The organism is Leifsonia sp. HAY1-4F (assembly GCF_056755275.1).
In genome coordinates, this window is sequence record NZ_JBNDHX010000173.1 from 1 (window position 1) to 3,617 (window position 3,617).

A 3,617-nucleotide genomic window follows, 5' to 3' on the forward strand; every position below is an offset into this window, starting at 1 on the left:
GGTGCTGGACAGTCTGACACGCAACGGCGACCAGCACATCCATTCGTCTCGACTCTGGGTGACCCGTAGCATCCGAGGTCCAGCGAAGTCACCATGAGAGTGAGTGACGTCTTTCAAAGGAGAACGGATGCACGCCGACGCACCGCTGCGCGCGGACGACCTGCTGCCGGGCGACACCCCGCTGCGGCTCATCGACCAGAACGGCGCCGACGATCCGGCCGGCGCCGCTGCGATCCCGCCCGATCGCCTCCCCACCGCGGAGACCCTCCGCGAGGGCTACCGGCAGCTGGTCCTCGGCCGCCGGCTCAACGACCAGGCCGACGCCCTCGTGCGTCAGGGCCGCCTCGCGGTGTACCCGTCCTCGCACGGCCAGGAGGCGTGCGAGATCGGCGCCGCGATGGTCCTCGGCGAGGACGACTGGCTGTTCCCCACCTACCGGGACGCCGTCGCCGTGGTCGCACGCGGCGTCGATCCCTTCGAGGCGTTCGTGCTGCTCCGCGGCGACTGGCACTCCGGCTACGACCCGAACGCGTACCGGGTCGCCCCGCAGTCCACTCCTCTCGCCACGCAGCTCCTGCACGCGGTCGGCTTCGCCCACGCGGCCCGGATGCGCGGGGAGGACACGGTCGTGCTCGCGATGTGCGGCGACGGCGCGACGAGCGAGGGCGACTTCCACGAGGCGCTCAACTTCGCGGCGGTCTTCCACCTGCCGGTCGTCTTCCTCGTGCAGAACAACGGCTACGCGATCTCGGTGCCGCTCAGCCGCCAGACCGCCGCGCCGAGCCTCGCCCACAAGGGCATCGGGTACGGGATGCGCGGACGGCTGGTCGACGGAAACGACCTCGCCGCCGTGCTCGCCGTTCTCGGAGAAGCCGTCGACGAGGCGCGCGAGGGCGGAGGCCCGACCCTCGTGGAGGCGCGGACCTACCGCGTCAAGTCGCACACCAACGCGGACGACGCCACCCGCTACCGCACCCAGGAGGAGGTGGAGCCCTGGCTCGCGCGCGACCCGCTGCTTCGGCTCCGCACCTGGCTCGCCGAGCGGGGAGCGCTGACCGAGGGCGACGACGCCGAGGCGCACGCCCACGCCGAACGGGTCGCGAGCGAGCTCCGGGCGGCCATCATGACGGATGCGGAGCCCCACCCCGAGGACCTCTTCGCCTACGTCTACGCCACCCCCACCCCGCAGTTGCGCGAGCAGGCCGAGCAGCTCGCCGCCGAACAGGCCATGACGAAGGAGGCCGCACGATGACGCTCATGCACGACGCCCCCGCCGAGCGCCCGGGCGACGCCGCCGGGAACGCGGCGGCCGCCGCTGGGCCTGCCACCACATCCACGAGCGCCGGCACGAGCGCCGGCACCGGCACCGGTACCGGCACGATGACGATGGCCCAGGCCCTCAACCGCGCCCTCGCCGACGCGCTCGCCGCCGACCCGTCCGTGCTCGTCTTCGGCGAGGACGTCGGCCCCCTCGGCGGCGTCTTCCGCATCACCGACGGCCTGACGGCCCGCTTCGGCGAGAACCGCTGCTTCGACACTCCGCTCGCCGAATCCGGAATCGTCGGCACCGCCGTGGGCATGGCCATGAACGGGATGCGCCCGGTCGTCGAGATGCAGTTCGACGCGTTCGCGTATCCCGCCTTCGAGCAGATCGTCGACCACGTCGCGAAGCTGGGAAACCGGACGCGCGGGCGGATGCGGCTGCCGCTGGTGATCCGCATCCCGTACGCCGGCGGCATCGGCGGCGTGGAGCACCACTCCGACTCGTCCGAGGCGTACTACGTCCACACGCCGGGGCTCACCGTGGTGTCGCCGGCGACGCCGCAGGACGCGTACGGGCTCCTGCGGGCCGCGATCGCGTATCCCGACCCGGTGATCTTCCTCGAGCCGAAGAAGCTGTACTGGTCGACCGGCGAAGTGGACACGCAGGCGCCGCTTCCCGAGATCGGCACGGCGCGCGTGGCGCGGGAGGGTGCGGACGCGACCCTCATCGCGTATGGACCGTCGGTCCCGGTCGCGCTCGCCGCCGCAGAGGCGGCCGAGGAGGACGGCCGCAGCATCGGGGTGATCGACCTGCGGTCGCTCGTCCCGTTCGACGACGAGACCGTCTGCGCCGCCGTGCGCGAGACCGGCCGCGCCGTGGTGATCGCCGAGGCGCCCGGCTTCGCCAGCATGGCGGCCGAGATCGCCGCCCGCGTCTCCGAGCGGTGCTTCCACCACCTCCTCGCTCCGGTCCGCCGGGTGACCGGCTTCGACACCCCGTTCGCCCCGCCCAAGCTCGAGCGCTTCTACCTGCCGGACGTGGACCGGGTGCTGGATGCGGTGGATACGCTGCAGTGGGAGGACGCGTGACCGCCCGGACGTTCACCCTCCCGGACCTGGGCGAGGGCCTCACCGACGCGGAGCTGGTGCACTGGCTGGTCGCCGTCGGCGACACGGTGACCACGGACCAGCCGATCGCCGAGGTCGAGACCGCCAAGTCGGTCGTCGAGGTGCCGTCGCCGTACGCCGGCCGGGTGGCCGCGCTGCACGGCGAGGAGGGGGAGACGATCCTCGTGGGCGCGCCGCTGCTCGAAGTGGAGGAGGTCGTCCCGGCGGAGGCAGACGTTCCGGCGGAGGCGGACGGCCCGGCGGAAGCAGTCGCCGGTGCGGACGCCGAGGCGGCGGCACCGAGCGGATCCGGCCAGGTGCTCGTCGGCTACGGGACCACCTCCCACAGTGGACGCCGGGGGCGGGTCTCCCGCGCATCCACGCTCACGACGCCGCGCGCATCCATGTCGGCATCCGCGTCCGCGCCTGCGGAGCAGCGTCCCCGCGTGGGGACCGCCTCCGGCGACCCCGTGATCCCCGTGATCTCGCCGGTCGTCAGGGCCCTCGCCCGCAGCCACGGCATCGACCTCGCCACGGTCCGCTCCAGCAGACCGGACGGCGTTCTGACCCGCCGCGACGTCGAAGCCGCCTTCGCCGGTGCTCCCCGCTCGCCCGGCCGACAGCTCCTGAGCTCGCCGGACACGCCGGAAGACGCTGGAACGCCGGGCTCGGAGCCGAACGGGACCGACCCGCGCACCGGGCTCAGAATCCAGGCCACGACGCCGTTCTCGCGCCTGCGCCGCACGGTCGCGGAGACGATGACGCGAAGCCGCGCCGAGATCCCCGACGCCACCGTCTGGGTGGATGTGGATGCGACCGACCTGTGGGAGGGGCGGCGCCGGCTCGCTCGCACCGGCCGTGCCCCGTCGTTCCTGGCGTTCGTCTCGCGGTTCGCGCTGGCGGCGCTCGCGCGGCATCCCGAACTCGCCGGACGGGTGGCGCCCGACGGCGACGGCGTGATCACCTTCGAGGGCGTCAATCTCGGCTTCGCCGCCGATACCGACCGCGGCCTGCTGGTCCCGGTCGTGCGCCGCGCGGACCGGATGTCGGTGCGCGAGCTGGACGCCGAGCTCGACCGGCTGGCCCGGGCGGCCCGCGAGGGGACGCTGCCCCCGGCCGACCTCGCCGGCTCCACCTTCACGATCAACAACTACGGCAGCCTCGGCGTGGACGGCAGTGCAGCGATCATCAACCATCCCGAGGTGGCGATCCTGGGTCTCGGCCGGGCCATCGAGCGACCCTGGGTC

Annotated in this window: 3 protein-coding genes; all 3 read left to right on the plus strand. The window is 73.3% G+C overall.

All coding sequences use genetic code 11. The features are described from left to right. Window positions 1-127: 127 nt before the first annotated feature. Window positions 128-1,252 carry a pyruvate dehydrogenase (acetyl-transferring) E1 component subunit alpha gene (gene pdhA, locus ACPYOG_RS18830; protein WP_481295669.1) on the plus strand — a complete coding sequence of 375 codons (1,125 nt, stop codon included), beginning with the start codon at window positions 128-130 and terminating at the stop codon, window positions 1,250-1,252. Then, window positions 1,249-2,352 (plus strand): alpha-ketoacid dehydrogenase subunit beta, encoded by a 1,104-nt coding sequence (locus ACPYOG_RS18835; protein ID WP_481295670.1) that lies wholly within the window; start codon window positions 1,249-1,251, stop codon window positions 2,350-2,352. The genes pdhA and ACPYOG_RS18835 overlap by 4 nt, the downstream gene beginning before the upstream one ends. Beyond that, a partial coding sequence (locus ACPYOG_RS18840; RefSeq protein ID WP_481295671.1) for a dihydrolipoamide acetyltransferase family protein occupies window positions 2,349-3,617 on the plus strand: 1,269 nt, incomplete at its 3' end. The genes ACPYOG_RS18835 and ACPYOG_RS18840, both read left to right, overlap by 4 nt.